Annotated in this window: 27 protein-coding genes; 10 read left to right on the top strand and 17 right to left on the bottom strand. The window is 72.5% G+C overall.

Translation table 11 applies throughout. From position 1 onward, the window contains the following. Window positions 1-54 precede the first annotated feature (54 nt). Window positions 55-888: a TIGR02452 family protein gene (locus ACLZN2_RS28660; protein ID WP_416982132.1), complete on the top strand. Its 834-nt coding sequence runs from the start codon at window positions 55-57 to the stop codon at window positions 886-888. A 3-nt stretch (window positions 889-891) separates the two neighbouring features. Here the strand turns inward: ACLZN2_RS28660 and ACLZN2_RS28655 are convergent, their stop codons facing one another. From ACLZN2_RS28655 to ACLZN2_RS28640, 4 genes are all read right to left on the bottom strand, one after another. After that, the gene (locus ACLZN2_RS28655) at window positions 892-1,338 is read right to left on the bottom strand and encodes a type II toxin-antitoxin system PemK/MazF family toxin (protein WP_416982130.1); all 447 of its coding nucleotides are present in this window, start codon (window positions 1,336-1,338) and stop codon (window positions 892-894) included. Window positions 1,339-1,382: 44 nt separating this feature from the next. Next, window positions 1,383-2,765, bottom strand: coding sequence for a flotillin family protein (locus ACLZN2_RS28650; protein ID WP_416982129.1), 1,383 nt, complete (start codon window positions 2,763-2,765; stop codon window positions 1,383-1,385). A 137-nt stretch (window positions 2,766-2,902) separates the two neighbouring features. Then, entirely contained in the window at window positions 2,903-3,127 is a 225-nt protein-coding gene (locus ACLZN2_RS28645; protein ID WP_416982127.1) for a hypothetical protein, read from the bottom strand. A 20-nt stretch (window positions 3,128-3,147) separates the two neighbouring features. Next, entirely contained in the window at window positions 3,148-4,572 is a 1,425-nt protein-coding gene (locus ACLZN2_RS28640; protein WP_416982182.1) for an amidase, read from the bottom strand. Window positions 4,573-4,938: 366 nt separating this feature from the next. On the opposite strand from ACLZN2_RS28640, the gene ACLZN2_RS28635 reads away from it, so the two are divergent. Then, a complete protein-coding gene (locus tag ACLZN2_RS28635; RefSeq protein ID WP_416982126.1) occupies window positions 4,939-6,333 on the top strand; it encodes a glycoside hydrolase family 43 protein in 1,395 nt (464 codons plus the stop codon). 18 nt (window positions 6,334-6,351) lie between these two features. Here ACLZN2_RS28635 and ACLZN2_RS28630 read toward each other — a convergent pair whose 3' ends face one another. Together ACLZN2_RS28630 and ACLZN2_RS28625 are read right to left on the bottom strand one after the other, a co-directional pair. Beyond that, window positions 6,352-6,942 (bottom strand): TetR/AcrR family transcriptional regulator, encoded by a 591-nt coding sequence (locus ACLZN2_RS28630; RefSeq protein ID WP_416982124.1) that lies wholly within the window; start codon window positions 6,940-6,942, stop codon window positions 6,352-6,354. Window positions 6,943-7,020: 78 nt separating this feature from the next. After that, window positions 7,021-7,476 carry a MarR family winged helix-turn-helix transcriptional regulator gene (locus ACLZN2_RS28625; RefSeq protein ID WP_416982122.1) on the bottom strand — a complete coding sequence of 152 codons (456 nt, stop codon included), beginning with the start codon at window positions 7,474-7,476 and terminating at the stop codon, window positions 7,021-7,023. A 152-nt stretch (window positions 7,477-7,628) separates the two neighbouring features. On the opposite strand from ACLZN2_RS28625, the gene ACLZN2_RS28620 reads away from it, so the two are divergent. Then, window positions 7,629-9,089: an MFS transporter gene (locus ACLZN2_RS28620; RefSeq protein WP_416982121.1), complete on the top strand. Its 1,461-nt coding sequence runs from the start codon at window positions 7,629-7,631 to the stop codon at window positions 9,087-9,089. A gap of 23 nt (window positions 9,090-9,112) precedes the next feature. On the opposite strand, the gene ACLZN2_RS28615 is transcribed toward ACLZN2_RS28620, so the two are convergent. The 7 genes from ACLZN2_RS28615 to ACLZN2_RS28585 all read right to left on the bottom strand — a co-directional run bounded on the left by ACLZN2_RS28615 (window position 9,113) and on the right by ACLZN2_RS28585 (window position 16,420). Further along, a complete protein-coding gene (locus ACLZN2_RS28615; RefSeq protein WP_416982119.1) occupies window positions 9,113-9,793 on the bottom strand; it encodes a response regulator in 681 nt (226 codons plus the stop codon). Then, entirely contained in the window at window positions 9,790-11,073 is a 1,284-nt protein-coding gene (locus ACLZN2_RS28610) for a sensor histidine kinase (protein WP_416982118.1), read from the bottom strand. The genes ACLZN2_RS28615 and ACLZN2_RS28610 overlap by 4 nt, the downstream gene beginning before the upstream one ends. Before the next feature lie 92 nt (window positions 11,074-11,165). Further along, window positions 11,166-12,326, bottom strand: coding sequence for an ABC transporter substrate-binding protein (locus ACLZN2_RS28605; protein WP_416982117.1), 1,161 nt, complete (start codon window positions 12,324-12,326; stop codon window positions 11,166-11,168). 161 nt (window positions 12,327-12,487) lie between these two features. Then, window positions 12,488-13,480 carry a helix-turn-helix domain-containing protein gene (locus ACLZN2_RS28600; RefSeq protein WP_416982115.1) on the bottom strand — a complete coding sequence of 331 codons (993 nt, stop codon included), beginning with the start codon at window positions 13,478-13,480 and terminating at the stop codon, window positions 12,488-12,490. Between the two features lie 58 nt (window positions 13,481-13,538). Beyond that, a complete protein-coding gene (locus ACLZN2_RS28595) occupies window positions 13,539-14,513 on the bottom strand; it encodes an alpha/beta hydrolase (protein ID WP_416982114.1) in 975 nt (324 codons plus the stop codon). Window positions 14,514-14,686: 173 nt separating this feature from the next. Further along, entirely contained in the window at window positions 14,687-15,697 is a 1,011-nt protein-coding gene (locus tag ACLZN2_RS28590; RefSeq protein ID WP_416982113.1) for an FkbM family methyltransferase, read from the bottom strand. Between the two features lie 162 nt (window positions 15,698-15,859). Further along, the gene (locus tag ACLZN2_RS28585; protein ID WP_416982111.1) at window positions 15,860-16,420 is read right to left on the bottom strand and encodes an NAD(P)H-dependent oxidoreductase; all 561 of its coding nucleotides are present in this window, start codon (window positions 16,418-16,420) and stop codon (window positions 15,860-15,862) included. A gap of 117 nt (window positions 16,421-16,537) precedes the next feature. Here ACLZN2_RS28585 and ACLZN2_RS28580 point away from each other — a divergent pair, with 117 nt between their 5' ends. The 3 genes from ACLZN2_RS28580 (at window position 16,538) to ACLZN2_RS28570 (ending at window position 19,941) form a co-directional block, all read left to right on the top strand. Next, the gene (locus ACLZN2_RS28580) at window positions 16,538-17,191 is read left to right on the top strand and encodes a TetR/AcrR family transcriptional regulator (protein ID WP_416982110.1); all 654 of its coding nucleotides are present in this window, start codon (window positions 16,538-16,540) and stop codon (window positions 17,189-17,191) included. A gap of 150 nt (window positions 17,192-17,341) precedes the next feature. Beyond that, window positions 17,342-18,391: a LacI family DNA-binding transcriptional regulator gene (locus tag ACLZN2_RS28575; protein WP_416982108.1), complete on the top strand. Its 1,050-nt coding sequence runs from the start codon at window positions 17,342-17,344 to the stop codon at window positions 18,389-18,391. A gap of 107 nt (window positions 18,392-18,498) precedes the next feature. Next, window positions 18,499-19,941 carry a benzaldehyde dehydrogenase gene (locus ACLZN2_RS28570; protein WP_416982107.1) on the top strand — a complete coding sequence of 481 codons (1,443 nt, stop codon included), beginning with the start codon at window positions 18,499-18,501 and terminating at the stop codon, window positions 19,939-19,941. A 19-nt stretch (window positions 19,942-19,960) separates the two neighbouring features. On the opposite strand, the gene trxA is transcribed toward ACLZN2_RS28570, so the two are convergent. Further along, entirely contained in the window at window positions 19,961-20,341 is a 381-nt protein-coding gene (gene trxA, locus ACLZN2_RS28565) for a thioredoxin (RefSeq protein ID WP_416982106.1), read from the bottom strand. Between the two features lie 118 nt (window positions 20,342-20,459). Between trxA and ACLZN2_RS28560 the strand changes: the two genes are divergently transcribed. Continuing rightward, window positions 20,460-21,878, top strand: coding sequence for a dihydrolipoyl dehydrogenase family protein (locus ACLZN2_RS28560; RefSeq protein WP_416982105.1), 1,419 nt, complete (start codon window positions 20,460-20,462; stop codon window positions 21,876-21,878). 1 nt (window position 21,879) lies between these two features. On the opposite strand, the gene ACLZN2_RS28555 is transcribed toward ACLZN2_RS28560, so the two are convergent. Next, window positions 21,880-22,524: a peptide deformylase gene (locus ACLZN2_RS28555; RefSeq protein ID WP_416982104.1), complete on the bottom strand. Its 645-nt coding sequence runs from the start codon at window positions 22,522-22,524 to the stop codon at window positions 21,880-21,882. A 132-nt stretch (window positions 22,525-22,656) separates the two neighbouring features. On the opposite strand from ACLZN2_RS28555, the gene ACLZN2_RS28550 reads away from it, so the two are divergent. Then, a complete protein-coding gene (locus tag ACLZN2_RS28550) occupies window positions 22,657-24,066 on the top strand; it encodes a PepSY-associated TM helix domain-containing protein (RefSeq protein ID WP_416982103.1) in 1,410 nt (469 codons plus the stop codon). A gap of 70 nt (window positions 24,067-24,136) precedes the next feature. On the opposite strand, the gene ACLZN2_RS28545 is transcribed toward ACLZN2_RS28550, so the two are convergent. Continuing rightward, a complete protein-coding gene (locus tag ACLZN2_RS28545) occupies window positions 24,137-24,514 on the bottom strand; it encodes a tetratricopeptide repeat protein (protein WP_416982181.1) in 378 nt (125 codons plus the stop codon). 56 nt (window positions 24,515-24,570) lie between these two features. Next, window positions 24,571-25,047 carry a MarR family winged helix-turn-helix transcriptional regulator gene (locus tag ACLZN2_RS28540; RefSeq protein ID WP_416982102.1) on the bottom strand — a complete coding sequence of 159 codons (477 nt, stop codon included), beginning with the start codon at window positions 25,045-25,047 and terminating at the stop codon, window positions 24,571-24,573. 189 nt (window positions 25,048-25,236) lie between these two features. Here ACLZN2_RS28540 and ACLZN2_RS28535 point away from each other — a divergent pair, with 189 nt between their 5' ends. Together ACLZN2_RS28535 and ACLZN2_RS28530 are read left to right on the top strand one after the other, a co-directional pair. Further along, window positions 25,237-25,647 (top strand): hypothetical protein, encoded by a 411-nt coding sequence (locus ACLZN2_RS28535; protein ID WP_416982101.1) that lies wholly within the window; start codon window positions 25,237-25,239, stop codon window positions 25,645-25,647. 26 nt (window positions 25,648-25,673) lie between these two features. Continuing rightward, the gene (locus ACLZN2_RS28530) at window positions 25,674-26,081 is read left to right on the top strand and encodes a hypothetical protein (RefSeq protein ID WP_416982099.1); all 408 of its coding nucleotides are present in this window, start codon (window positions 25,674-25,676) and stop codon (window positions 26,079-26,081) included. Window positions 26,082-26,102: the final 21 nt, after the last annotated feature.

Genomic DNA, 26,102 nt, shown 5'->3' with positions numbered 1-26,102 from the left:
GAGCACAACAACGGGGGAATCACGCACGGTCATGGCGTCCACGGGGGTGGCGCCATGAGCGCGCGGCTGCGCGGCATCGCCCGCGAGACCGAGGAGATCGTCGCGGCCGGGGGCTATCGCTCGCCCGGCGGGCGTGAGGTGGCGCTGGCGGCGGCGATCGAGGCCGCCCGCGCCGGGACCCGGATGGTGGGACCGGAGCCGGTTCCGGTTCCGGAGGCGCCTTCCGTGGTCACGTCCGTCGAGGTCACCGGCGAGAGCAGCACCGAGGCCGCCCGCCGGCTCGCCGGCGCACCGGTCGCCGTCCTCAACTTCGCCTCCGCCCGCAACCCCGGCGGCGGCTACCTGAACGGCGCCCAGGCGCAGGAGGAGGTCCTGTGCCGCGCCTCCGCGCTGTACACCTGCCTCCTGGAGGCTCGCGAGTTCTACGAGTACCACCGCGCCCACCGCGACCCGTTCTACACCGACCGGGTCATCCACTCACCGGCCGTGCCCGTCTTCCGTGACGACCGGGGCCGGCTGCTGGAGGAGCCGTTCACCGCCGGGTTCCTGACCGCCGCCGCGCCGAACGCGGGCGTCGTCCTGCGGACGGTGCCCGAGCGGGCGCCGGAGCTGCCGGGTGCCCTCGCGGTCCGCGCCGAGCGGGTCCTGGAGACGGCCGCCGCGCACGGGTACCGGCGGCTGGTGCTGGGTGCCTGGGGCTGCGGGGTGTTCCGCAACGACCCGGCGCAGGTCGCGGGCGCGTTCCGGGCGCTGCTCGGCCCCGGTGGGCGGTTCGAGCGGACGTTCGAACGTGTCGTGTTCGGCGTGCTGGACCGCACGCCAGGGGCCGTGGTGCGCGCCGCTTTCGAGCAGACGTTCGAGATCGGGCGGGCGCAGCCGACGCCGTAGCGTTCAGGTCCAGCCGTAGCGCTCGTGCAGCCGCTGCCGGACCAGGTTGAACCGGCCCCGGTCCAGCGCACAGGCCTCACGGCGCATGCCGTCCTCGTGGAGCCGCAGGACGCGGTCGACGTCCACCCAGGAGTCCCGCCCGGTGCGGTCCCAGGGACCGCTGCCGATCCCCACCCAGTCCCGGTCGTTGTCATGGCGCTTGCTGGACAGCTGGACCGCGAGGAGCGTGCCGCCCGCCTCACGGGCGACGACGAGCACCGGGCGGTCCTTGCCCCGGCCGTCGTTCTCTTCAAAGGGCACCCAGGTCCAGACGATCTCACCGGGGTCCGGATCACCGTCGTACGCGGGCGAGTACTCGGTGCGGACCCGGCCCACCTCGCGCGGGTCGGCCTCGGTGGTGGCGGAGGGGCCGGAGCGGCCCGGGACGTGTCCATCGGTAGACGTGCTCACGGGGGCACCTTAAGGGGTGCCCCCGTGAGCCTCTCACCTGCGGGTCACTTCCCTTCGACCTGCACCTTCTGCGACGGCGGTGCCGCATTCCCGTTCAGGGGCGAACTCCCGGCCGGAGCCTGCCCGTTCTGGTTCATGGACGCCAGCAGCTGACGGGCGAGCCCGAGCCCCGTGCCGCCCATGGTGAGCGCCTTCGCGAACAACTCGGCCATGCCGTCGGCGCCGTTGAGCAGCACCATGTTGTCGACGTTGCCGAACGCGGACGCGCCCGCCTGGACGATCTCCGGCCACTTCTCCGCGAGTTGCTGGGCGACGACGGCCTCCTGGTTCTCGGCGAGGGCGGCCGCCCGCGCCTTGATCGCCTCGGCCTCGGCGAGCCCCATGGCCCGGTTGGCCTCGGCCTTCGCGAGTCCCTTCGCCTGCGTGGCGGCGGCCTCCGCCTCACCTGTGGCCCGCGTCTCCGTGGCCTTGGCCTCGGCCGCCGAGATCCGGGCGTCGCGCTCCGCCTCGGCCAGCGTCCGCTTCTCGTACGCCTTGGCGTCGGCCGGCTTGCGGATGTCCGCCTGGAGCTGCTGCTCCCGCCGGTGCGCCTCGAGTTCGGCGACCCGCGTCTCCTGCACCACGACCTCCTGGCGGGCCGCGGCCTCGGCGAGCGGACCGGCCTGGCGCGCACTGGCGGCGGCCTTGTCCTGTTCGGCCTGGTAACCGGACTTCAGGATCTCACTGTCCCGGGTGGCCTCCGCCATCCGGGCGAACGCCTGCTGCTCGGCCTCGGTGGCGAACCGGTCGGCCTCCGCCTGTGCGATGCGCGCGTCCCGCTGTACGGCCGCCAGGTGCGGGGCGGACAGGTTCTTGATGTAGCCGGTCGGGTCCTCGATCTCGTGGATCTGCAGGGAGTCCACGATCAGGCCCAGCTTCTCCATCTCCGAGCCGCACGCGGCACGGGCCTGGCCGGTCAGCTTCTCCCGGTCGCGGATCATGTCCTCGACCGTCAGCCCGCCCACGATGGCCCGCAGATGACCCGCGAACACGGTGTGCACGCGCTCCGCCATCAGCTTCTGCTGGTCGAGGAAGCGGCGGGCCGCGTTGGCGATCGACACGAAGTCGTCGCCCACCTTGAAGATGACCACGCCCCGCACCTTCAGCGGAATGCCCTGGTGGGTCACGCAGTCGACGTGCAGTTCCGTCTGGTTCAGGTCGAGCGAGAGTTTGCGCACCGCTTGCATTCCGGGTGTCACGAGCGTGCCCCGCCCGGTGACGATCCGGAATCCCATCCCCTCCTCGAGTCCCTCCAGCTTGTGCTTCGAACCGGAGATGATGAGCGCCTCGTTGGGCTCGGCGACACGCCACATCATCTTGAACGCACCGATCAGGAGAAGGACGGCACCGAACGCCGCCCCCACGATGTAACCGACCTCCATGGGCATGCACTCCCCCAGTGCGGGGTGCCCCTGTGGGCACCGAACGTAACGGGAGTGTGAGCCCGCGCACACGCCGTGTACAGACAGGGCGGAACCGCTGTTGCCCGCTTGGTACACACGGTGCCGAACGGGTACGGACGGCCTCAACTCCCGTACACGGCCGAGACGTAGACCGTCCGCGGCGGCAGGTACTCCACCACCGTGACCATCGTCCCGCGCTCAATGCGCTCGGTGCCGGAGGCGGGGTAGGCGAGGAAGTGCTCGGCTCCGCCGCGCACCCGGACGATCACTTCGCCGACGAGCCCGGGCCCGACCGTTCCGGTGACCCGTCCCATGAGCCCGACCATCGTCGTGTCGTCCATGGTCACAGGGTAGGGGCGGAACGCCCTTACACCGCAGTGGTTTCGGCGGTGGCCGGCTCCGGAGGCCAGAACTCGTGCCAGCGCAGCCGATCCTCCAGCTGTGCGGCGAGCGAGAGCAGCAGCGGCTCGCTGTGCGCGGGGCCGAGCAGCTGCGCGCCGACCGGCAGACCGCCGGGCGCGAAGCCGGCGGGGACGTTGACGCCGGGCCAGCCCAGTACGTTCCACGGCCAGGCGTAGGGGCAGGCGGCGATCATCGCGCGGTCGGTGGCGAACCCGCTCAGGTGCAGCATGGCGCCGACGCGCGGCGGGGGAGCGGCCGTGGTCGGCGCGAGGACGACGTCGTACGACGTGAAGAAGCCGCCGATACGACGGTGCAGGACCGCCTCCGCGCGCCGGGCCGCCCTGAGCGGGGCGCCGCCGAGCAGTCGGCCGAGCCGTGCGGCGTCCCGGGTGCGGGGGTCCAGGAGTGTGGGGAAGGGGGCGTCGGCCACCCACTCGGCGATGCCGACGGTCGCCCGGGGCACGAAGGTGAGCCCGATCCGCCCGTAGGGAGGGTCGGCCTCCTCGACCTCGTGTCCCAGGCCGGCGAGGCGCTCGGCCAGCTCCACGATCCGCGTCCGCACCTCCGGCGTCAGACGCGCGGGCACCGCGGTGAACGGCGGTTTCAGCGAGAGCGCGATCCGCAGTCGGCCGGGGTCGCGGCGCACGGCCGCCGAGGCGTCGATCGCGGGTGGCCGGTGCGGGTCGAGGTCGTGGTTGCCGCTCGCCGCGTCGAGGAGCAGGGCCGCGTCGGCGACCGTGCGGGCGAGGGTGCCGTTGACGGTGATGCCCTGGAAGGACTCGCCGCGCGGCCAGGTCGAGACCCGGCCCCGCTGCGGCTTGACGCCGACGAGATGGGTCCAGGAGGCGGGGATGCGGACCGAGCCGGCGCCGTCCGAGCCCAGCGCGGCCGGCACCAGGCCCGCGGCCACCGCGGCGGCCGAGCCGCCGGAGGAGCCGCCCGGGGTGTGCTCGGTGCTCCACGGGTTGCGGGTCGCGCCGAAGGCCGGGCCCTCGGTGAACGGCCACTGGCCCAGCTCACAGGTGTTGGTCTTGCCGACGACGACGGCCCCGGCCGCCCGCAGCCGCCGTACCGCCTCCCCGTCCCGGGCGACCGGAGGGTGCTCGCCCGCACAGCCGAACGCGGTCGGCGAACCCGCCACGTCCATGTCGTCCTTGACGGCGACGGGCACACCAAGCAGCGGCCTGCGCGACCCGGCCGCCAGCTCCCGGTCCGCGGCCTCGGCCTCGGCGAGCGCGGCCTCGGCGCGGACGATCCGGAACGCGTTGAGGGTGCCCTGCGTGGCCTCGATGCGGGCCAGGGTCTGTTCGACCAGCGTGCGCGAGGAGACCTCGCCCGCGGCCAGCGCCCGGGCGGTCTCGGCTAGGCCGGCGGCACGGTCGGGGCTCATACGGGGCACCTCCGGGACGACGTCGTCTGACACTACCGAACGGTAACGTCTCGGGGGCGGATGGCGGAACGGCACGCGGGAGGGTGGTCGAAAGCGTGCGGGCGCGGGGGAACGCGTGCGCGGGCGCGGTGGATCGCGACGCGTATCCCGGCGGGCCGCGACGCGTATCCCGGCGGCCCGCGACGCGCGTCCCGGCCGAGTTCGACGTGGGTCCGGGCGTTGACGGGCTGTCACAGCGGCAACACAGGCATCACCGGTTCCTGCGCAAAGCATTGACGTGTTCCTGTCTCGCCCCTACCTTCTGACCGACTTTCCGAACCTTGTTCGGTATGTCGGACTACTGAGCCGTAGTGGAGAGAGCCGACCATGACTTCACCCCGCCCCGCCGCGTCCCCGTCCCGCCGTGCCCTGCTGCGCGCGATGGCCGTCCTGCCCGCCTCGGCGCTCGTCCTCGGCGAGCTGCCCGGCCTGCTCGGCACCGCCCTCGCCGCCGCCCCGGCCGCCGGCTCCGCCACCCGGTACACCATCGTGCCGTTCCTCAACAGCAACGACGGCACGGTCAACGTGTACCAGTCGGACGACGCCACCGACTTCCGGCTGGTGCAGTCCTCCGCGTACACGCCGCCCGCCAACCGCATCCGTGACGCGAGCGTCTTCAAGCACACCGACGGCTACTACTACATCACCTACACCACCCACACCTGGCAGGACGTCAGCACCACGATCGGCTTCGCCCGCAGCTCCGACCGGGTCAACTGGACGTTCCTGTACGACTACACGGTCCCCATCACCAACCTCTCCCGCGCCTGGGCGCCGGAGTGGTTCGTGGACAGCGACGGCAGCGTCAACGTCATCGTGTCCTGCTCGCTCACCAGCGATGAGTGGATCTTCACCCCGTATCTGCTCAAGGCCACCAACTCCGGCCTCACCGCGTGGAGTTCACCGGTCGCCCTGTCCGGCATCGGCTCGAACCACATCGACACGTACATCGTGAAGGTCGGCTCCACCTACCACGCCTTCACCAAGAACGAGACGACCAAGTACATCGAGTACGCCACCGCGAGCAGCCTCGCCGGCCCCTACACGATCTCCAGGACCGGCAACTGGGCCGGCTGGGGCAGCTACCGTGAGGGCCCCTCGGTGATCCAGCTCGACAACGGCACCTGGCGGATCTTCTTCGACGGCTACGGCGACGGCAACTACTACTACAGCGACAGCACCGACTCCTTCGCCACCTGGAGCACGCCCAAGGCCCTCCCGGCGATCTCGGGCACAGCCCGCCACTTCACCGTCATCAAGGAGACGGTGTCCGGCGGCCCGAGCATCACGAAGAACGCCACCCGCTCCTTCCGGTCCGCCAACTACACGACGCGGTACTGGCAGACGCAGTCCTCCCTGCTCAACCTGCCGGTGGTGACCAGCTCCAGCACCAGCAGCGAGAAGACGGCGTCCACCTTCACGGTCGTCGCGGGCCTCGCCGACTCCAATGGCTACTCGTTCCGCGACTCCTCCGGCAACTACCTGCGCCACTACAACTTCCGCGCCCGCTTCGACGCCAACGACGGCACCACGACCTTCGCCAAGGACGCCACCTTCGTCGCGCGCACGGGTACGGCGACGGGCTCGGTGCGCTTCGAGTCGTACAACTACCCGGGCTACTACCTGCGGCACTACAACTACCAGCTGAGCGTGGCGGTGTCCGACGGGAGCGACCTGTTCCGGCAGGACAGCTCCTTCACCCCGGTGACGGCCTGGGCCTGAGCGCCCGTCGGCCGGTGGTCACCTCGCCTCGCGCAGGCCCGCGACGAGGAGGCCCACCAGGCGGCGTGCGTCGTAACGGGAGTCGTGCTCGGCGCCGATGCAGAGATTGCCGGCGCCGCGCATGAGTTCGTAGGCGGTGATGCCGGAGCGGATCTCACCGGCGGCGACGGCGGCCTCGATCAGCTCGGTGCACACGGGCATCAGCCGGTCGAGGAAGTAGTGGTGCAGGCCCTCGAAGCCGGCGTCGTCGGACTGGAGCACGGCCGCGAGCCCGTGCTTGGTGACCAGGAAGTCGGTGAAGAGGTCGATCCAGCGGCCCAGCGCCGTGTACGGGGTCGGGCCGTCCGCCAGCAGCGCCGGGCCCGCCTCGGCGCAGGCCTCGACCTGGTGCCGGTAGACCGCGATGATCAGATCGGCCCGGCTCGGGAAGTGGCGGTAGATCGTGGCCGTGCCGACGCCGGCCTTCGCCGCGATGTCGCGTACCGGCGCCTCCACGCCCGACTCCACGAAGATCGCGGCGGCCGCGTCCAGCAGGCTCTCCTTGTTGCGCCGCGCGTCCGCCCGCTGCGGCCGCCCCGCCTGTCCCGCGCCGCGCCCGCCGTCCTTCACCGTGCGTTTCCTCCACTCCCCGTTCCGTCAAGCGAGACGCCGTTCCGTTTGCCCATGATGGCACGATAGCGGGACGCTCTAGGGGCGTGGCCAGGGGCGGCCGCCGATGGCCTCGATGCCGTTGTTGAAGCGGCGCAGATAGCCCGCGAAGGCGGCGATGTCGTCCTGCGACCAGTCGTGCATCACCTGGTCCAGGATGTCGACGATCCCCTCCCGCTCCGCGTCCACCAGCCGCAGCCCCTCGTCGGTGAGCCGGAACTTGCGGGCCATCCCGCCCTCGGGGTCGGGGATGCGCTCGATCAGACCCGCCCGCATCGCCGCCGCCGTCTGCCGGTTCAGCGTGGAGGCGTCCAGGCCGAAGGCGTCGCTCAGCTCCCCGATCGACATCGGCCCCTGGACCTGGATCCGGCTCAGCAGGATGTACGCGCTGCGCTCCAGGAGGCTGTTCTTGCGGCGGCCGCCCCGTTGGTTCAGGAACGTATGACGGCTGAGCAGCAGCTGCTCGTACTCGACCTCATGGGTGGGCGTCTCCATGGGGTCATCCTGACATATGGGTGTGCACAGGCCACATCATGTGGTTGATACATACGGCATGTACGATGCACATCTTCCCGCACGTCCGTTCCCGCACGCGTGTCCGGCGCGTCGGGCCCGCACCCCTTCACCTTCACCGAGGAGAGTCCCCCATGGGCGCCCCCGTTCCCCAGCCCACGGCCCGCCCAGGAGCCGTGATCGCCACGCTGGCCTTCGCCGGCACCACGGCGGCGATCATGCAGACGCTGGTCACGCCCCTCATCGCCGAACTGCCCCAGATCCTGGACACCTCGTCCTCGAACGCGGCCTGGGTGATCACGGTCACCCTGCTGGTGGCGTCGGTGTGCGTGCCGGTCGTCGGCCGTCTCGGCGACCTGGTCGGCAAGCGCCGGATGCTGCTGGCCTGCTCCGTGCCGCTGGTCGTCGGCTCGGTGGTGTGCGCCTTCGCCTCCGACGTCGTGACGATGATCGTCGGGCGTGGTCTGCAGGGCATGGGCATGGGCATGGTGCCGCTCGGCATCGCGCTCCTGCGGGACGTCGTACCGGCCGAGAAGCTCAGCGGTTCCATCGCACTCGTCAGCGCCTCCATGGGCATCGGCGGCGCCATCGGACTGCCGCTCGCCGCCGCGGTCGCCCAGTACGCCGACTGGCGTGCGCTGTTCTGGGGCTCGGCCGCCCTGGCCGCCGTCGTCGCCGTCCTGATCTTCATGCTCGTCCCGGACGTCCCCGCCGGCGCCGAGGGCCAGCGCTTCGACCTGCCCGGCGCGATCGGCCTCGGCGTCGGTCTGGTCTGCCTGCTGCTCGCGGTCTCCAAGGGTGCCGACTGGGGCTGGGCCTCGGGCACCACGCTCGGGCTCTTCGCCGCCGCCCTCGTGGTGGTGCTCGGCTGGGGATTCTGGGAGGTCCGCACCACCGACCCGCTGATCGACCTGCGCACCACCGCCCGCCCCCGCGTGCTCCTCACCAACCTCGCCTCGGTCTTCATCGGCTTCGGCATGTACGCGAGCATGCTGGTGATGCCGCAGCTGTTGCAGTTCCCGGAGGCCACCGGCTACGGCCTCGGCCAGTCGATGCTGGCCGCCGGTCTGTGGATGGCCCCCGGCGGTCTGATGATGATGGTCGTCTCGCCGCTCGGCGGGAAGCTCACCAACGCCCGCGGCCCGAAGTTCACCCTGATCTGCGGCGCCCTGGTGCTGGCCGCCGGCTACTTCGCCTCCATGGCCCTGATCGGCTCCGCCTGGGGCGTCATGCTGGTCACGATCATCACCAGCAGCGGTGTCGGCCTCGCCTACGGCGCCATGCCCGCGCTGATCATGAGCTCGGTGCCGCTGACGGAGACCGCCGCCGCGAACGCCTTCAACACCCTGATGCGCTCGCTCGGCACCTCGATCGGCTCCGCGGTCATCGGGGTGATCCTCTCCCAGATGACCACCACCATGGGCGGCTACACCTTCGCCTCCGAGGACGGCTTCCGCACCGCGCTGCTCGTCGGCGGCGGCCTCGCCCTGATCTCCGCCGCCATCGCCGCCGTCATCCCGGCCGCCCGCGCCGCGCTGACCGGTGAGGAGACGACGGACCCGGCCACCGAGCCGGAACAGACCGCCAAGGTCTGACCCACGGCATCCGAACCACCGCCTCAGGGGGCGCCCGTCCACGGGCGCCCCCGTTTTTCTCGTCCCAGGTGCAGCAGCCCCCGGCGCACGGCCTCCGACACCGCCGCCGCCCGGTTGTCCGCGCCGAGCTTGCGGTACAGGCGCACCAGATGCGTCTTGACGGTGGCCTCGCTCAGGAACAGCGCCTCGGCGATGGCCCGGTTGCTCAGCCCCTCGGCCAGCAGCCGCACCACTTCCACCTCCCGCCCGCTCAACTCCCGCTCGGGCGCGACCACGTGGCCCACCAGCTCGTCCATCACCTCCGGGGCGAGCCCCAACGCCCCGGCGGCGGCGCCGCGTACCGCCCGGAACAGCTCCTCCGGCGGCCCCGCCTTCAGCACATAACCCCGTGCCCCGGCCTCCAGCGCCCGCACCACGTCAGCCCGGCCCGAGTAGCTCGTCAGCATCACCGCCGGCACCCCTGGCGCCCGGGCCGCGAGCCGTCGTACCGCCTCGATCCCGTCGAGGCCACCCCCGCCGCCGAACCGCAGATCCATCAGCACCACATCGGGCAGCAGCCGCGCCGCGAGCCCGACGGCCTCCTCCCCGGTCCCCGCCTCGGCCACCACCTCGACATCCGGCTCCCCCTCCAGCAGCGCCCGCAGTCCGGCCCGTACGACGACATGGTCGTCCGCGAGCAGCACACGCAACGGCCCACCGCTCACCGGGCGGCCACCGCTGCCGGGCGGGCCGAGGACGCCGTGGGGACCGTGGCCCGTACGCACGTGCCGTGGCCCGGAACGCTGCCGATGTCGAGGTCGCCACCGCACTCGCGCAACCGGGTACGGGCGGCCGGCAGTCCCAGCCCCCGGCCCGCCGGGGAGGGGCCGGTGATGCGGCCGGGCTCGAACCCGGCGCCGTCGTCGCGCACTTCGAGCTCCACCCGGTCCGTCCCGGCCCGCAGGGTGACCTGGACGTTCACCGCGTGCGCGTGTTCACGCACATTGGCGAGCGTGCTCTGCGCGACCCGGAACAGGGTCGCGGCGGCCTGCGTGTCGAGGGCGGCGAGCTGCCCGTCGAGGACCGGCCTGTGACCGCCGGCCGTGCGGAACCGGACCCGGGCCGCCGCGCCCTCCGCCTGCGCCCGCGCGCACAGCAGGCGCAGCGCGCCCTCCAGCCCGGCCTCGTCCACGGCCGAGGGGGTCAGATCGCGGATGATCCTGCGGGTCTCGGCGAGCGTGGTGTGCAGGCCGTCGGCGACCGCCCGCACCCGGGTGCGCGCGACGTCCGCACGCCCGTCCCAGTCCCGCTCGGCGGCCTGCAGCAGCATGACACCGCCCGAGAGCTCCTGGGCCAGGGTGTCGTGCAGGTCCCGGGCGATCCTGGCCCGCTCGGCCAGCATCCCCGCCTGCCGCTGCTGTCGGGCCAGGACGTCCCGGGTGCCCCGCAACTCCTCGACCAGCCGCAGCCGTTCGGCGGCGTCCCGCTGCTGAGAACGGTAGAGGGCGACCGTGCCCCACACGGCCGCCACCGGCACCAGCACGGCCTCGGGATCGAACGATCCCGCGCTGCGCACGAGTTGAGCGACGAGGACGACCGTCAGCGTGCCCACCGCCACCGCGGCCGCCCGTCGGCCGAGCACCCGCAGCGCCGCGCAGGCCAGCGGGACGGCGCACCAGGTGTAGGTGGAGACGAGCGAGGGGGCCAGCTGCAGTAGCAGGGCCCACAGCGTCAGCAGTGCCGCGACCCACGAGGCCCGGGCGAACAACCCTGTGCGCCCCGGCCGCCCCAGCCGGTCCCCGGCCGCGAGACCGCCCGCGTAGACGACGGCCAGCAGGGTGCTGACCGTCATCACGTGCCAGCACGACTCGATCCCCAGCCGCGTGAATCTCACCAGGCCCGCCCCGACGACCAGGAAGAACGTCAGATGGGTGAGGTGCCACAGACCCGGCCGGCTCCCGAGGACGGCTCTCACGGCGGTACGGACGGGAGCGCGGTCGGACACGGAAATCCCCTTGGACGATGATCCGTTCGAACAGGGGAGCCGAGTCTATCCGGCGACTGTAGGGGTGGTGTGAGGACGCTCGGCGCCCGCTGTCAGGCCCCGGGACGCAGCCCGAGGAAGCCCGGCGTCGGGTCGCCCTTCACCTCGCCGAAGTACAGGGCGAAGGTCTGCTTCAGCCGTTCCACCTCGGCGCGCTCGGACATGAAGCGGGGGAAGCCGTCGATGTTGGCGTTCCGGTACTCCCAGACCGGCTTCAGCCCGGCCGGGGGAGTGATGTCGGTGCGTACCGACCAGCCGTTGAAGGCGTTCTGCTGAGTGGCCGTCGACAGCTGCCAGTTGAGGTACAGCTTGGCCGCCGTGGTGTTCCCGGCGGTCTTGAGGATCGCGGCCCGCTGGCCCCAGGCCATGAACGGGGCGCTGTCCGGCAGGACCCACCTCACGGGGCCGGTGGCCAGCGGCGCGCCGGAGCCGCCGACGCCGATCGCGTACTGTCCGGCGCGCACGGCGTCACCGGGGGAGTTGCTGCCGCGCGCGAACCGTACGTCCTGCGCGGCCAGCCGGGCCACGAAGTCCCAGCCGTAGTGCTTGACGTAGAGGGAGTGGAGGAAGAGGACGGCGTCGTCGTCGTGCGGGAAGGAGGCGGCGATCCGCCCCTTCCACCGCGCGTCGAGCAGGTCCAGCGGGGTGCGCGGGGCGTTCGAACCGACCGCGTCCGGGGCGTACATGAAGCTGAAGCCGATCGCGGCGATCGCGACCCACGCGCCCTGCGGGTCCTTGAACTTCTCGTGGACCTTCGAGAACCCGGCGGGCCGGTAGTGCAGGAGCCGGCCCTGGGACTTCCAGCGGACGAAGTCCTGGAGCGTCTGCAGCTGGACGACGTCGGGGACGAGGGTGCCGGTGGCGAGCTGGTTGTCGACCCGGACGTCGTGGTACTTGCTGTAGTCCACGATCAGCTTCAGGTCGATGTCCGGGAAGCGCTTGAGGAAGGCGGCCTTGGTGCCGTCCTGCTGGGTCGGGGTGTCCCCGCCCGCGTAGACGACGAGCTTGCCGCCCTCCGCGAGGGCGGCCTGGTACAGCTCGTCGAGCGACCGGGTCTCCTCGGCGCCGGGGGCGGACCGGGTGGACGCGGGGGTCGCAGGGGTCGCGGAAGCCGCAGGGGTGGCCGAGGCGGGGGAGGTGCCGAGGGCGCCGAGGCCGAGGGCGGCACCCGCGCCGGTCGCGAGGAGACGCCTTCTGCTGGGGGAGCTGGGCATGGTACGGAGACCTCTCTGATCTCTGAGGGGGGTGGGGACCGGGCGCCGCGGTCGCCCCCCATCCTGCTTGGCCCGGGCGCTGCGGCGCGTCGTCCGCAGGGACCGGATGACGCGCGCGCGGTGGAACCCCCGTTCAACCGAACGGTTGAACGCCCTCAGCCCTACGGCCGTGCCAGCCGCCGTGTCGTCAGCGCGAGGTGCAGCCGCAGCCGGCCCTGCGGGGTGCGCACCGGCCAGCCCAGCAGATGCTCGGCATGGACCAGCCGGTCCTGGAGCGTGGAGTGGTGCACGTTCGCCTCGGCGGCGGCCGCCCGCAGACTCGCCGTCGCGACGACCGCGTACAGCGTGGTGAGCAGCCAGGGCGCGTCCGCGGCGGCCGCCTCCAGCGCCTGGACGTCCGGCGGAGGCTCGGCGCCCGGCAGGACGACGTCGGCCAGCAGGGCGATCCCGCCGAGCTCGTCGGCGTACACCACCCGGGGTCCGGGATCCTGACCGGTGCCCTCGGCGGTGAACCTCAACGCGGTGCGCGCGGCGGCCCAGGAGCGGGGGAGGTCGAGGACGGGGACGGCCGGTCCGACTCCGGTCCGCGGCTCGGAGGCCTCGGGGACCGGGCTCTGCGCGGGGACCACCCGGGGCCGTCCGCCCGGTGTGGCGACGGCGCGGGCGGTGGCGAGGGGATCGAGGCCGAGCCGGCGGGCCGCGTGCAGCCGGGCCGGTTCGCCGGCCGTGCCGTCCAGGAGGGTCTCGACGAGGGCGGGATCGTCGAGCGGGGCCCGGCCGCGGGTGCGGTCGAGGACCAGGCGTGCGACTCCGGCGGCCCGTTCCAGGATCACCGCTTCGACCACGCTGGGCGCCGCACCCGCGCGTTCCAGCCACAGTGCGGGCGGGCCGTCCGGCGTCAGCGGGGCGGACGGCCACCGCGGATCCGGCGGCAGGTCCGAGTCCCGGCGGGTGCCGTCCGCCTCGACCCGCACCCGTACCCGCCGGTCGGCGTCGACCAGCCGCGCGGGCACCCCGGCCAGCACGGCGGCCCCGCGCACCAGCGCCTCCACCCCGGCCCGTGCCTCGGCCAGCCGGTCGAAGTAGGCGATGACCCGCACGGCGGCCCCGGCATCCGGGTCCACCGCGGTGAGGCGCCCGGCCAGCTCTTTCATAGGGCCATCATGCGCCACGCGAACGCCGGTGAGGGAGAGTCGGGGCCCATGGGCGGCCCTACTCGGCGAGCAGCCGCCGCAGCCAGTCCAGGTGGGCCCTCCGTGCCGACCCGGACAGCGCGGCCTGCGGGGCGAACCCGTCGAAGCCGTGGAAGCCGCCCGGCCACACATGCAGTTCGGCCACCCCGCCGGCCTGCCAGATCCGGGAGGCGTAGGCGACGACCTCGTCCCGGAAGGTCTCGGCGGAGCCGACGTCGAGGAAGGCCGGGGGCAGCCCGGACAGGTCCTCGGCACGGGCCGGTGCCGCGTACGGGGAGACGTCGGGGCCGCCGCGCCGCTCGCCGAGCAGGGCGGTCCAGCCGGTCTCGTTGGCCGTGCGGTCCCAGATGCCGAGGCCCGCCATCTGGTGGGAGGACGGGGTGTCGTTGCGGTCGTCCAGCATGGGGCACTCCAGCAGCTGGCCGAGGAGCCGCGGACCCCCGCGGTCGCGCAGCAGCAGGGCGAGCGCGGCGCACAGTCCGCCGCCCGCGCTGGCACCGGTGATCACGATCCGCTCCGGGTCCGCGCCCAGCTCCTTCGCGTGCTCCGCCGTCCACAGCAGACCGGCGTACACGTCCTCGACCGGTGCCGGGTGCGGGTTCTCGGGCGCCAGGCGGTACTCCACGGACACGACGACCATGTCGAGCTCGCGTGCCCAGTCCAGGGCCACGTCGACGCCGACCCGGTTGTTGCCGAGGACCATGCCGCCGCCGTGCACGTGGTAGACGACCGGGCGCGGCCGGGCGGGGGCCGGTGCCGTGGGGCGGCAGATCAGCAGCGAGATGTCGGGGGCGCCCTCGGGGCCCGGCACCGTCCGGTCCTCGGCCTCGAAGGCGCCGCCCACGGTCAGGTCCATGTCGGCCAGCATCGAGATGCCCGGTCCCTGCCGTACGGTCTCGATGTCCTCCATGGTCATCCCGGGCTGGATCATCTCCCCGATCAGCTCCAGCGCGGCGGCGAGTTCGGGATCGAACGGCGGCGGAACGGACGTCATGGCTTCTCCTCACGCGGGAACGCGGCGGCTCGTGCGGACATGATTCAGCCGTCCGTCGCCGTCCGGAGCACCGCCGTCCGGCGGAACCTCCCCGCCATTCGGCGGGTGCCGGCCCGCCGACCGTCCTGGCGGGAAGCCCGGGGAAGCCCAGAGGCCCAGGAAACCTGGGAAGCCTAGGAGGCCTGCTCGGGGGCCGCCTCCGCGCGCATCATCACGCAGTCGAACTCGATCACCCGGCCGGTGGTCGCCTCGCGGGTCACCGGGTACATGCCGGTGATGCCGAAGCCCTCCGCCTCGTACGCGGCGACGGCCTCGCCCATCGTGGGGCTGCCCTCGTAGAGGCGCAGGCAGGCGACCTCGGACTGCATGCCCACGAACTCCGCGACGCGCTTGCCGGCCCCGGCGAACACCTCCAGGTCGTAGCCCTGGGTGTCCATCTTCAGATACGGGACGGGGTCGGCGAGGCCCTCCAGCGCCTCGTCCATCACCTCGTCGAGCCGGCGGATGCGGATCTCCTCGGTGTCGGACTTCTTGAACCGGCTGTAGCGGCCCTTGCCGTAGTCGCTCGGCGGCAGCAGCGAGTTCATCGTCAGCCAGCTCTTGTGGATCTCCGCCGTCGTCTCCTCGCGGCCCAGTCCGCACTGGTACACCCGCCAGTCGGGGTCCTTCTCGGCGGCCTTCGCCAGCTTGGCGAACGTCTCCGACGTCGGCTCGAAGGACACGATCCGGCCGGTGTACCCGGCCTTGCGCAGCCGCTTGGCGTACTGCCCGGTGTTGGCGCCGACGTCGAACACGCAGTTCACGCCGTACAGCTCGAGCATGGCGGTCACATGCTGGACGCACAGGTATTCGGCAGCGGAAAGCTGCAGTTTGCGCTCGTCCTGGCGCTCCGGGTCCTCGATCAGGAGCACGGCGCCGGTGTCACCGAGCGGGACGACGCCCTTCTCGGCGACCCCGGTCCGGACACCGCCCCGTGTGCGGCGCAGGATCCAGGTGTCCTTGTCCACACCGGTCACGCGGTACGGGCCGCCCCGGCGGGAGAGGACCTTCGTGCCCGCGTCCACGTCGGTCACCTCGTAGGGGCCGCCGCGCCGGGCCACCACCGCCGCACCCGGGCCGAGGTCGGTCACCTGAACGCCTATGCGGGGCATCAGCTGGAGCAGTCGTCGATAAAGGGTCTGCATCCCTCAAGCCCTATCAGACCGCGGGGGCGGCGGTCTGCGGGTTGAACGAATATCGATGCTCGTTTAACACGCCGGAAAACGGTGGGGGTACGGCGAGGGGGCCGCGGCAGACGTGCCGCGGCCCCCTGGTGGCGTGCCGTACGCCGGGATCGGTGCCCGGGATCAGGCGACGAGCTCGCCCACGTTGCCGTGCAGCCGGGCGACGACCTCGGACAGCTGGGCGGTGACCTCGGCGTCGTCGGACGGGTGGGTCTCGGCGAAGCGGGTCAGGGAGCCCGGGATGGACAGCTTGACGTCCTCGAGGACATTGCCGCCGGCGATGCCCACGGCCTTGCGGGCCTCGTCCTGCGCCCATACGCCGCCGAACTGGCCGAAGGCGGTGCCGACGACGGCGACCGGCTTGCCGCCGAAGGCGCCGGCGCCGTACGGGCGGGACAGCCAGTCGATGGCGTTCTTCAGGACGGCCGGGATGGTGCCGTTGTACTCGGGGGAGAAGAGCAGGAACGCGTCGGCGCCCTGGGCGGCCTCGCGCAGCTTGGCGGCCGCGGCCGGTACGCCGCCCTCGACGTCGAGGTCCTCGTTGTAGAAGGGGATCTCGGCCAGGCCCTCGAAGAGCTCGACCTGGGCGCCCTCGGGAGCGACCTTGACGGCCGCCTCGGCGAGCTGGCGGTTGGTCGAACCGGCGCGGAGGCTGCCGACGAGCGCGAGGATGCGGACAGACATGGGAACTCCCAAGGGGCTGAAACATGGCGTTTACGATCCGGACCGAGGTCCGGTTAATTTCTAGCATCATAACCGGACCGTGGTCCAGTTTCATGCCCAGTGCTTTACGCTGAGTTCATGTCCAGCCTTCTGCCGCCGTGTCCGGAGCCCGAGGAGAAGATCGGCGAGCCCCAGCAACTGCTCCAGCTGGGGACCGCCGGCGACGAGCCGTGTCTGCGTGCGGACGCGGCCCGCAACCGCGCGCGCCTGCTGGACGCCGCCGCCCGGCTGATCGCCGAGCACGGCGCGGCGGGGGTGACGATGGAGGCGGTGGCTGCCGCCGCCAATGTGGGCAAGGGAACGGTCTTCCGCCGCTTCGGCGACCGCACCGGCCTGCTGATGGCGCTGCTCGACCACTCGGAGCAGAAGATGCAGGCCGCGTTCCTCGGCGGCCCCCCGCCGCTCGGGCCCGGCGCGCCGCCCGTGGAGCGGCTGCACGCGTTCGGCATCGCCCTGCTACGGCGGTTCGCCGACGAACTCGATCTGCAGCTGGCCGCCGAGGCCGCGGCGGACCGCCGCTACGCGGTGCCCGCCCGGCGCGTCCAGCACAGCCATGTCGTGCTGCTGCTGCGCCAGACGCTGCCCGACGCCGACCACGAACTCCTGGCCCACACCCTGATGGGCTACCTCAACCCGGTCCTGGTCCACCATCTGACCCGCCAGTGCGGGCTGCCCATGGCGCGGCTGGAGAACGGGTGGAGCGATCTGGTGGACCGGGTGACGGGTGGCTGAGCCACGCGGAGTGCCCGCCGTGCCGGTGTCGTAAGCGAATCCGTATCGCATCCGTGTACGGGAATCGCGCTGGTGAGCGATGGTGCTCGTTGACGCTTCATCAGAGCTGGGCGTCCCCCGCCCGGATCCCCGCTCACAGCTTCTGCCAAGATGCAGTACGTCATGGTGCAGATACCGAACACGCCCGCGCCGACGAAGCCGCCGGCGCCGCGCCCCGTGCCCACGAGCGCCGACGTGGCCCGCCTGGCCGGAGTCTCGCGCGCGACCGTCTCCTACGTGCTGAACAACACCAGCGCCGTCCGTATCAGCGAGCCCACCCGCCGCCGCGTCCACGAGGCCGCGAAGGAACTCGGGTACGTGCCGCACGCCGCCGCCCGCAGCCTGCGCGCCGGACACAGCCGGGTGGTCCTGATGCCCACCCTGCCCGTCCCGGCCGGCCCGCTCTACAGCCAGTTCGTCCACGACTTCCAGGGCGCCCTCAGCCGCCTGGACTACACCGTCGTCCAGTACGGCACCACCGGCCTGCGCGGCGACGACGCGGCCCGGGCCTGGGCCGAACTGCGGCCGGTCGCCGTGCTGGTGCCCACCCCCGGCATCGGCCCGGAAGGCGTCGCCGTCCTCAAACGGTCCGGCGCGCGGGCCGTGGTGACCCTCAGCCCCGTCGCCGTCGAGGGCGCCCACGCACTGCTCCTGGACCACGCCCGCGTCGGCCACAGCGCCGCCGGGCATCTGTACGCCCGGGGGAGACGGCGGATCGGTGTCGTCGTGCCCGAGGAGCCCGGCATGGAGATCTTCTCCGGGCCCCGCCTGTCCGGTGTCCGCGACGCCGTTCGCGGCACCGACGCCACCGTCACCGAACTGCCCCTGGCCTACACCCAGAAGTCCGCCGCCGCCCTCGCCGCCCGCTGGGCCGACCTGGGCCTGGACGCCGTGTTCGCCTACAGCGACGAGTACGCGATGCTGCTGATGCGGGCCCTGCTGGACGCGGGCGTGCGGATACCGGAGGACACCGCCGTCATCGGCGCCGACGACCTGATGCTCGGCCGGCTGCTGCGACCCAGGCTGAGCACCGTACGCATCGCGCTGCCCTCAGGCCGTGAACTCGCCGCACTGGTGGACCGGGCGGTGCGCAACCCCGGCGCCGAGCCCGAGTCGCACCCGCTGTCCGGCGCAACGGTCGTGCAGCGCGAGTCCAGTTGACCCGTGGAGGGTGCGTCCGGCAGAACTAGGATGTTAAATGCTCAACCAGATGGGACGTGTGTCCCCTGAGCTGTGCGTCCCGCGGGTCACCGATCGGAGAGCCATCCATGCCGCTGCTCGACCCCCAGACCTGGCAGACCTCGTCCCGCGCCCTGACAGGCCCGCGGCACACCGTCACCGAGCCCGCCACCGGTGAGGCGCTCGGCACCGTCGTCCTGGCCTCCGCCGCCGACGTGGCCCCGGCCGCCGAGACCGCCCGCGCCGCACAGGGCGAGTGGGCCCGCCTCCCGCACTTCGTCCGCGCCGGGGTCCTGCGCAAGGCCGGTGACCTGTTCGCCGCGCACGCCGACGAACTGCACGACTGGATCGTCCGCGAGTCCGGCTCCATCCCGGGCAAGGCCGACTTCGAACTGCACGTCGCCGCCCAGGAGTGCTACGAGGCCGCCGCCCTCGCCTCCCGCCCCGCCGGGCAGGTCCTGCCCAGCGAGGCGCCGAGACTGTCGTACACCCGGCGGATCCCGGTCGGCGTGGTCGGCGTGATCTCCCCGTTCAACGCCCCGCTGATCCTCTCCATCCGCTCCGTCGCGCCCGCCCTCGCGCTCGGCAACGCGGTCGTCCTCAAGCCCGACCCCCGCACGGCGGTCTGCGGCGGCCTCTCCCTGGCCGCCGTCCTCGCCGAGGCGGGCCTCCCCGAGGGCCTGCTGCAGGTGCTGCCCGGCGGCGCCGAGACCGGCGCGGCCCTGGTCGCCGACCCGCGCGTGCCGGTCATCTCCTTCACCGGCTCCACCGCCGCGGGCCGCGCGGTCGGCGAGGCCGCCGGACGCCACCTCAAGCGCGCCCACCTCGAACTCGGCGGGAACTCCGCCCTGATCGTGCTGGAGGACGCCGACCTCGACGCGGTGATCTCCACGGCCGCCTGGGGCTCGTTCTTCCACCAGGGCCAGATCTGCATGACCACCGGCCGGCACCTCGTCCACACCTCGCTCTACGAGGAGTACGTCGAACGGCTCGCCGCCAAGGCCGAGTCCCTGGCCGTCGGCGACCCGCACCGCGCCCACGTCCACCTCGGCCCGCTCATCGACGACGGCCAACTCACCAAGGTGCACGCCCTGGTGGAGGCCAGCACGGCCGCCGGCGCGAAACTCGCCGCGGGCGGCACCCACGAGAACCTCTTCTACCGGCCGACCGTCCTCGCCGGCGTCGACGAGAAGACCCCCGCCTACGCGGAGGAGGTCTTCGGCCCGGTGGCCCCCGTGCGCGCCTTCACCACCCCCGACGAGGCCGCCGCGCTCGCCGCCCACAGCGCCTACGGACTCTCCCTGGGCATCGTCACCCGTGACTCCGCCCGCGGCCTGGACCTCGCCGAACGCGTTCCCACGGGCATCGTCCACATCAACGACCAGACCGTGAACGACGAGGCCGTGGCCCCCTTCGGAGGCGTCGCCGCCTCCGGCACCGGCGCCCGCTTCGGCGGCGAGGCCAACCTGGAGGCCTTCACGGACCTGCGCTGGACGACGGTCCGCGGCGACGTGGCGCCCTACCCGTTCTGAGGCCTGCGCGTACCGAGGCCTACTGGTCGGCCTTGGTCGCCTGCTGCTCCGCCACCGACTTGCGGACCTCGTCCATGTCCAGCCCCCGCGCCTGCCCGATCACGTCCGCGAGGGCGGCCTCGGGCAGCGCGCCCGGCTGGGCGAACACGGCGACCCGGTCACGGACGATCATCAGCGTCGGGATCGACTGGATGCCGAAGGCCGCGGCCAGCTCCGGCTGCGCCTCGGTGTCCACCTTGCCGAACACCAGGTCGGGGTTGTCCTGCGCGGCCTTCTCGTACACCGGCGCGAACTGACGGCACGGGCCGCACCAGGCCGCCCAGAAGTCGATCAGGACGAAGTCGTTGTCCGTGACCGTCTGGTCGAAATTCTCCTTGGTGAGCTCCACAGTGCTGCTCATGACCTGCGACCTTCTTCCTGGTGGGGGCTTCCTGGTCCGCACCAACACGGCCGTGCGGGCACGTATTCCGCGCCCTACCCGTGTGGCTTCCGCGCACACCACCCACCAGACTGACCCCATGACGGAATCGGAAACCATCGCCTACGACGTCGTGGTGCTCGGGGCCGGGCCCGTGGGGGAGAACGTCGCCGACCGCACCCGTGCGGCCGGCCTCACCACCGCGGTCGTGGAGAGCGAGCTGATCGGCGGCGAGTGCTCGTACTGGGCCTGCATGCCCAGCAAGGCCCTGCTGCGCCCGGTCATCGCCCGGGCCGACGCCCGCAGACTGCCCGGCCTGCGCCAGGCCGTCCAGGGACCCCTGGACTCGGCGGCGGTCTTCGCCCGCCGCAACTGGTTCACCGGCGACTGGACGGACGACGGCCAGGCCGACTGGCTCGCCGGCATCGGCGCCGACCTGTACCGGGGCCAGGGCAGACTCGCCGGCCCGCGCACGGTGACCGTCGGGGACCGGACGCTCACCGCCCGCCACGCCGTCGTCGTCTCCACCGGCACCCGCGCCGTCCTGCCCCCGCTGCCCGGCCTTGCCGAGGTACGGCCCTGGACCAGCCGCGAGGCCACCGGCTCCCAGACCGTGCCGGGCCGGCTCGTCGTGGTCGGCGGGGGAGTGGTCGCCACCGAGATGGCCACCGCCTACCAGGCCCTCGGCGCCCAGGTCACCGTGCTCGTCCGCGGCAAGGGCCTGCTGAACCGCATGGAACCCTTCGCCGGCGAACTCGTCGCCGAGGCGCTCGCCGAGGCCGGAGCGGACGTACGGACCGGTACGTCGGTGGAGTCCGTCACCCGCACGGACGGCATCGTCACGGTCGTCACCGACAGCGGCGACCGCATCGAGGCCGACGAGATCCTCTTCGCCACCGGCCGCGCCCCGCGCACCGACGACATCGGCCTCGACACGATCGGCCTGGAACCCGGCTCCTGGCTCACCGTCGACGACAGCCTGCGCGTCACCGGCACCGACTGGCTCTACGCGGCCGGCGACGTCAACCACCGCGCCCTCCTCACCCACCAGGGCAAGTACCAGGCCCGGATCGCGGGCGCCGCCATCGCCGCCCGCGCCGCCGGCACCCTCGTGGACGGCACCGACCCCTGGAGCGCCCATGCCGCGACGGCCGACCACGAGACCGTCCCCCAGGTCGTCTTCACCGACCCGGAGGCCGCCGCGGTCGGCCTCTCGCTCGCCGAGGCCGAACACGCCGGGTACCGGGTACGCGCCGTCGACGTCGACATGTCCTCGGTGGCCGGGGCGGGCCTGTACGCCGAGGGCTACAAGGGCCGCGCCCGGATGGTCGTCGACCTGGAGGAGGAGATCCTGCGCGGGGTCACCTTCGTCGGCCCGGGCGTCGGCGAACTGATCCACTCCGCGACCGTCGCCGTCGCCGGCCGCGTCCCCGTCTCCCGTCTGTGGCACGCGGTCCCGTCCTACCCGACCCTCAGTGAGGTCTGGCTCCGCCTGCTGGAGGCGTTCCGGGACAACTGACCTACGGCAGCTCGAAGTCCAGGGCCCTGGCCGCCTCCACCGGGGTCGGCTGGGCCCACCGCTCCAGTACCGCCTGGTTGGCGGAGAGGGACCGCGGTTCGGCCCGGTCGAGGTACAGGGTGCCGTCCAAGTGGTCCGTCTCGTGCTGGACGATCCGGGCGGGCCACCCGGCGAACACCTCGTCCAGCGCCCGCCCGTGCTCGTCCTCACCCGTCAGCCGCACCTCGGCGTGACGGGCCACCACCGCCTGGTAGCCGGGCACGCTCAGACAGCCCTCGAAGAACGCGGCACGGGCCGGACCGACCGGCTCGTACGACGGGTTGACCAGCACCCGGAACGGCTGCGGCACGCGCCCGCGGGCCACCCGCACCTCCTCCGGTACCGGCGCCGGGTCCTCGATCACCGCGATCCGCAGCCCCACGCCGACCTGCGGCGCGGCCAGCCCGACACCGGGCGCCGCGTGCATCGTGACGCGCAACGCCTCGACGAACCGGGCCAGAAGAGCCGGGCCGAGCTGACCGTCGTAGCGCTCGATGCCGGTGCGCAGGACCGGGTCGCCGGCCGCGACGATCGGCAACGGGCCGCCGGACGCGAGGAGTTCCTCGACGCGTTCGGCAAGGGGCGTACGGGGACTGGGAGCTGCCATCGGGCCAGGATGCCACGATCCACGCCCGTGTGACGCAGGTCACGAAATCTCGCGGGAACTCGGGCGCGATCCGATCCGACTACTGGACCGTCCCGGCTCAACACGTCCCGACGACCCCGGAGTAGCCCGCCGATGTCCACCGCTCCCCCGATTTCCACGGACGAGGCCCCCGAGGCGGCCCCGGCCCCGGCGCCCAAGTCACGTGGCCCCTGGGCCCCGTTGCGCCCCCTGGTCCTGCGCCTGCACTTCTACGCGGGTGTGCTCGTCGCGCCGTTCCTGCTGGTCGCCGCCGTCACCGGCCTCCTGTACGCGGGCTCGTTCCAGGCCGAGAAGCTCCTCTACGCGCACGAGATGACCGTGCCGGTCGGCGACGCGAAGCTGCCGATATCCGAGCAGGTGGCCGCCGCCCGCAAGGCCCACCCCGAGGGCGCAGTCTCGGCGGTGCGGCCCTCCCCGGAGGACGACGCCACCACCCGCGTGATGCTCTCCGGCGTCGAGGGCGTCGACCCCGAGCACACCCTCGCCGTGTTCGTCGACCCGTACACCGGCAAGGTGCGCGGCGCGCTGGAGCAGTACGGCTCGACGGGTGCCCTGCCGCTGCGGACCTGGATCTCCGGGCTCCACCGCAACCTCCACCTCGGTGAAACCGGCCGTCTCTACAGCGAGTTCGCCGCGAGCTGGCTGTGGGTGATCGCGGCCGGCGGCATCGCGCTGTGGTTCTCCCGCCGCCGTGCGCTGCGCAAGGTCCGCGGCACCAGCGGCCGGCGCCGCACCCTCGGGCTGCACGGCACGGTCGGCGTCTGGACCGCCGCCGGGTTCTTCTTCCTGTCCGCGACCGGCCTGACCTGGTCCACCTACGCCGGCGCCAACATCGACGAGCTGCGCACCTCCCTCAAGCAGGCCACCCCGTCGATCTCGGCCACGGTGAGCGGCGGTGGTGAGCACGCCGGCCATGACGCGGCCTCCGGCACGGGCGGCGACGGCGAGCACGGCGTCGGCCTCGACCAGGTCCTCGCCGCCGCGCGCGCCGAGGGGCTCGGCGACCCGGTCGAGATCGTCCCGCCCGCCGACGCCTCCTCCGCGTACGTCGTGAAGCAGGTGCAGCGCAGCTGGCCCGAGAAGCAGGACTCCGTCGCCGTCGACCCGGCCACCGGCGAGGTGACCGACACCCTGCGGTTCGCCGACTACCCGGTGCTCGCCAAGCTGACCCGCTGGGGCATCGACCTGCACACCGGCACCCTGTTCGGGCTGGTCAACCAGATCGCGCTGATGCTGCTCGCGCTCGGTCTGATCCTGCTGATCGTGTGGGGCTACCGCATGTGGTGGCAGCGTGGCCGCGGTTCCGCCTTCGGCCGCCCGATCCCGCGCGGCGCCTGGGCGCAGGTCCCGCCGTACGTCCTGGTCCCGCTGATGGCGGCCGTCGCCGTACTCGGCTACTTCGTCCCGCTCCTCGGCATCCCGCTCGCCGGGTTCCTGGTGGTGGACGTGATCCTCGGGGAGATCGCCCACCGACGACGGACGAAGGCGCAGGCGCAGGCCTGAGCCCGCGCGCACACGGGAGCGGCCCGGCGGTGAGGTGCACCGCGGGGCCGCTCCCGTGCCGTGGGCCGGATCAGTCCTGCGGGAAGTCCCCGGCCAGCGCCGAGGCGAGCCGCAGCTGCGGAGCGGCCTCCGCGTGCCGCCCCTGCCGCTCCAGGGTGCGGCCCAGCATCAGCCGGGCGTAGTGCTCCACCGGGTCGCTCTCGACGATCAGCCGCAACTCGGTTTCGGCGCGGCGCAGTTGGGCCGAGTGGTAGTAGGCGCGGGCCAGCAGCAGCCGGGGGCCGGTCTGCTCCGGCACCTCCTCGACGAGCGGCGCCAGCACCCGCGCCGCGGCGGTGTAGTCCCGCGCGCCGAAGAACAGTTGCGCGCGCTCCCAGCGCTCGGCCGGGGTTCCGTGGGCGTAGTACGCGGCCTCGTTCGTCGCGTCGTACCCCGTGCCGTATGTCATGTTCACTCGTGACCTCCTTCGAGGCCGTCAACCGGGGGTGGTGGTTGAATATTCCACTACGCGTCGGCGCCGGGTCCGGCAGGGTCGAGCGGTACGTCGAGCAGGACCGCGAGTTCGGCGCCGAACGTTCGCGTCCGTTCCCCGTCCAGCCCGCCGAGCGGCTCCAGCAGCCGCTCCAGCAGCCCCTGTACGACCGTGACGGCCTGCCGGGTGACCTCCTCGCCCCGCTCGGTGAGCGCCAGTTGCACGGCACGGGGGTCGCGGGGGTCCCGGGCCCGCTCGATCAGGCCGGCCGACTCCAGGGCGCGGGCGAGCTTCGAGACGTAGAGCGGCTCGAGGCCGGTGTGGTCGGCGAGCCGGCGCTGGCTGGGGCGTTCCCCGTCGCGCTGCATGCCGTAGAGCGACGACACCAGCGAGTACTGCGCGTGGGTCAGTCCGAGCGGCGCCATCGCCCGGTCCACCGCGACCCGCCACTTCGTCGACAGCCGCCACACCAGGAAACCGGGCGTGGCCCGTTCGGAACCCTTGCTCATGCCCGATAGATTACATGGCTACTATTCGCGGTGAGGTCGCCCCGCAGCGGAACACCCTGAACAGTTATAGGGACCTCTCGTGCTGCCGGCTCTGTAGCTTGGCCACGGCCTCATGGCCGAGCGGTGTCCGCAGGGGAGCAGAGATCGCCCCGACACTGACCTATGGGAGAGCGGGATATGAAGGAGACGGTGAAGCGACTGACGGCGGTCGCGGGTGGACTGGTCATGGCAGCCGGCGTGCTCACGGTCGGGACCGCATCGAACGCGGCAGCCGCGACCTGTTACGGGGGCGCGGTCAGCAAGACCTTCGCCATGGGGACGGACGAGGCCGAGCACCGCTTCGGCCCGTACACCACCACGTCCCGGTGCGACGACATCAACCTGAGGATCACCAGTTGGGGGAACGCGAGCCCGCTGGTGGTGCGGGTGTGCTTCCACCCGTCCTCCGGTGGCACGACCTGCAACTCGTGGAAGGAGTTCTACAAGTCGAGCGACCTGAACCAGTGGCGCGTGATCGCCAGCGATGTCAGGGACGGCACGAGCTACAGCGTCTCCATGGACCTCGCCAGCAACACGTTCAAGGGCGACCTCGCCCACTGAACACGACACAACAGGGGGAAAACACCATGTCCGTACGCACAGTGCGCAAGGCGATCGCCACACTCACGGCCGCGCTCACGCTCGCGGGCGGGGCGGTGGTGGCCAGTGCCACCACCGCGAGCGCCGCGACCTGCTACGGCGGCGAGTCCTACTTCAGCAGCGGTAATTACTACTTCCCCGAATCCAGCACGGGGAGGCTCACCACCACGTCCCGCTGCGGCGACATCAACGTCAGGTTCACCAACAACATCATCACGCCCTCCCGCAAGGTCAGGGTGTGCTTCTACCCGAGTTCGGGGTCCGCGTACTGCCAGAGCAGCTACACGACCGTGTACGGCGGGAGCTGGGGGGTCGTTGCCGACGACGTGCTGGACGGCACCAAGTTCCGGCTCCAGTTCGAGAGCGGCTGGGTGCAGGGCTACTGGGCGGCCTGAACCCCGGAGGCATCAGGCCGG

The organism is Streptomyces sp. T028 (assembly GCF_048159505.1).
Taxonomy (GTDB): Bacteria; Actinomycetota; Actinomycetes; order Streptomycetales; family Streptomycetaceae; genus Streptomyces.
Note: the sequence above shows the minus strand (reverse complement) of the source record. Positions and strands in the feature narration are given on the sequence as shown.

Bases quoted from the DNA above. Each gene is read 5' to 3' on its own strand.
- ACLZN2_RS28660 (WP_416982132.1), top strand. From the start codon at position 55: ATGAGCGCGCGGCTGCGCGGCATCGCCCGCGAGACCGAGGAGATCGTC.
- ACLZN2_RS28650 (WP_416982129.1), bottom strand. From the start codon at position 2,765: ATGCCCATGGAGGTCGGTTACATCGTGGGGGCGGCGTTCGGTGCCGTC.
- ACLZN2_RS28640 (WP_416982182.1), bottom strand. From the start codon at position 4,572: ATGAGCCCCGACCGTGCCGCCGGCCTAGCCGAGACCGCCCGGGCGCTG.
- ACLZN2_RS28635 (WP_416982126.1), top strand. From the start codon at position 4,939: ATGACTTCACCCCGCCCCGCCGCGTCCCCGTCCCGCCGTGCCCTGCTG.
- ACLZN2_RS28625 (WP_416982122.1), bottom strand. From the start codon at position 7,476: ATGGAGACGCCCACCCATGAGGTCGAGTACGAGCAGCTGCTGCTCAGC.
- ACLZN2_RS28620 (WP_416982121.1), top strand. From the start codon at position 7,629: ATGGGCGCCCCCGTTCCCCAGCCCACGGCCCGCCCAGGAGCCGTGATC.
- ACLZN2_RS28605 (WP_416982117.1), bottom strand. From the start codon at position 12,326: ATGCCCAGCTCCCCCAGCAGAAGGCGTCTCCTCGCGACCGGCGCGGGT.
- ACLZN2_RS28600 (WP_416982115.1), bottom strand. From the start codon at position 13,480: ATGAAAGAGCTGGCCGGGCGCCTCACCGCGGTGGACCCGGATGCCGGG.
- ACLZN2_RS28595 (WP_416982114.1), bottom strand. From the start codon at position 14,513: ATGACGTCCGTTCCGCCGCCGTTCGATCCCGAACTCGCCGCCGCGCTG.
- ACLZN2_RS28590 (WP_416982113.1), bottom strand. From the start codon at position 15,697: ATGCAGACCCTTTATCGACGACTGCTCCAGCTGATGCCCCGCATAGGC.
- ACLZN2_RS28585 (WP_416982111.1), bottom strand. From the start codon at position 16,420: ATGTCTGTCCGCATCCTCGCGCTCGTCGGCAGCCTCCGCGCCGGTTCG.
- ACLZN2_RS28580 (WP_416982110.1), top strand. From the start codon at position 16,538: ATGTCCAGCCTTCTGCCGCCGTGTCCGGAGCCCGAGGAGAAGATCGGC.
- ACLZN2_RS28575 (WP_416982108.1), top strand. From the start codon at position 17,342: ATGCAGTACGTCATGGTGCAGATACCGAACACGCCCGCGCCGACGAAG.
- ACLZN2_RS28570 (WP_416982107.1), top strand. From the start codon at position 18,499: ATGCCGCTGCTCGACCCCCAGACCTGGCAGACCTCGTCCCGCGCCCTG.
- trxA (WP_416982106.1), bottom strand. From the start codon at position 20,341: ATGAGCAGCACTGTGGAGCTCACCAAGGAGAATTTCGACCAGACGGTC.
- ACLZN2_RS28560 (WP_416982105.1), top strand. From the start codon at position 20,460: ATGACGGAATCGGAAACCATCGCCTACGACGTCGTGGTGCTCGGGGCC.
- ACLZN2_RS28555 (WP_416982104.1), bottom strand. From the start codon at position 22,524: ATGGCAGCTCCCAGTCCCCGTACGCCCCTTGCCGAACGCGTCGAGGAA.
- ACLZN2_RS28550 (WP_416982103.1), top strand. From the start codon at position 22,657: ATGTCCACCGCTCCCCCGATTTCCACGGACGAGGCCCCCGAGGCGGCC.
- ACLZN2_RS28545 (WP_416982181.1), bottom strand. From the start codon at position 24,514: ATGACATACGGCACGGGGTACGACGCGACGAACGAGGCCGCGTACTAC.
- ACLZN2_RS28540 (WP_416982102.1), bottom strand. From the start codon at position 25,047: ATGAGCAAGGGTTCCGAACGGGCCACGCCCGGTTTCCTGGTGTGGCGG.
- ACLZN2_RS28530 (WP_416982099.1), top strand. From the start codon at position 25,674: ATGTCCGTACGCACAGTGCGCAAGGCGATCGCCACACTCACGGCCGCG.